Annotated in this window: 1 protein-coding gene; it reads right to left on the minus strand. The window is 45.8% G+C overall.

All coding sequences use genetic code 11. The features are described from left to right. The coding region (locus R7070_RS26705; RefSeq protein WP_318141590.1) for a PAS domain-containing protein at nt 1-1,008 on the minus strand (1,008 nt) is incomplete at both ends.

A 1,008-nucleotide genomic window follows, 5' to 3' on the forward strand; every position in this document is an offset into this window, starting at 1 on the left:
GCTCACTAATCCGACCAATTTGGTGAGTGCCCAAATGGTCACGCAACAAAGTCGAGATGTACTGGATCGCCTCATCAAAAATCAGGTGTCCGTACACTTCAGCGATTTGCTTGAGGCTCTTACTTGTGATGTAGATGAACGAGAAGTGATTCGGCTGGTGTTTCACCAACTCTTCAAGTGCACCTAAGATCACTGGGCGATTACAAAAGCCAGACACAGGATCAAAATCGGTCAGCTTTTGAATCATCTCTGCTTGTTGTTTGTTTTCACTCAAATCTTGCAACAGCAGCATCAAGGCGGTGTGCCCGTTGTGCTGAATCAGTGTTGCTTCTATTAAACAATCGATGGTTTCGCCGTGGCTGTCTAGCATCTGTGCTTCAAACTGATTGCGGCCATGTTGAAGCTCTCGATACATTGCATCAACACGACACTCATCAGCAGTCGTAGGGCAGAGCGTGTCTAATGACTGCTCAAGAAGCTCGGACTTTTTATAACTCAGTAGTTCAAGCGCTCGATGGTTGGCGTCGACGATTTCACGTTCAATAACGATCAGCATGCCTAACGATGAGCTGTGGTAAAGTGCGCCGAATTTCTCCATGGAGTCTTTCAGTTGTAACTGAGTCATAGACGTGTTTTCAGAGAGCTTTTGCACAAGCTTTGTCGCGAGTTCTAACTCATCGAACTTTACGGACTGCAAACCTTCAAGCTGATATTGGGAGGCGATTTCGTTAATGCCTTCGGCAAAGTGGCTAAAGCGTGTTGCCACCTTTCTTTTGAAGATGAAAAACGTGCTGGTAGCAATGACTGACGCTACCACCCCAACCGTCGCAAAGAGGTAAATAAAGAGTGTATTACCTTTTGAATAGTGTTCGCGTTTGGTTTGTGTTTTCAACCACGCAATCGGCTCACCCGCAAGATCGCTGATTGGGGTCCATTTGATGATGGACTCTGAGGTTTTATCGATGCTTTTAGTTTTGGCATGATCTACAGGGTTAAACGACTTGGTCA

This window comes from Vibrio sp. 1557 (assembly GCF_033340175.1).
Taxonomy (GTDB): domain Bacteria; phylum Pseudomonadota; class Gammaproteobacteria; order Enterobacterales; family Vibrionaceae; genus Vibrio; species Vibrio alginolyticus.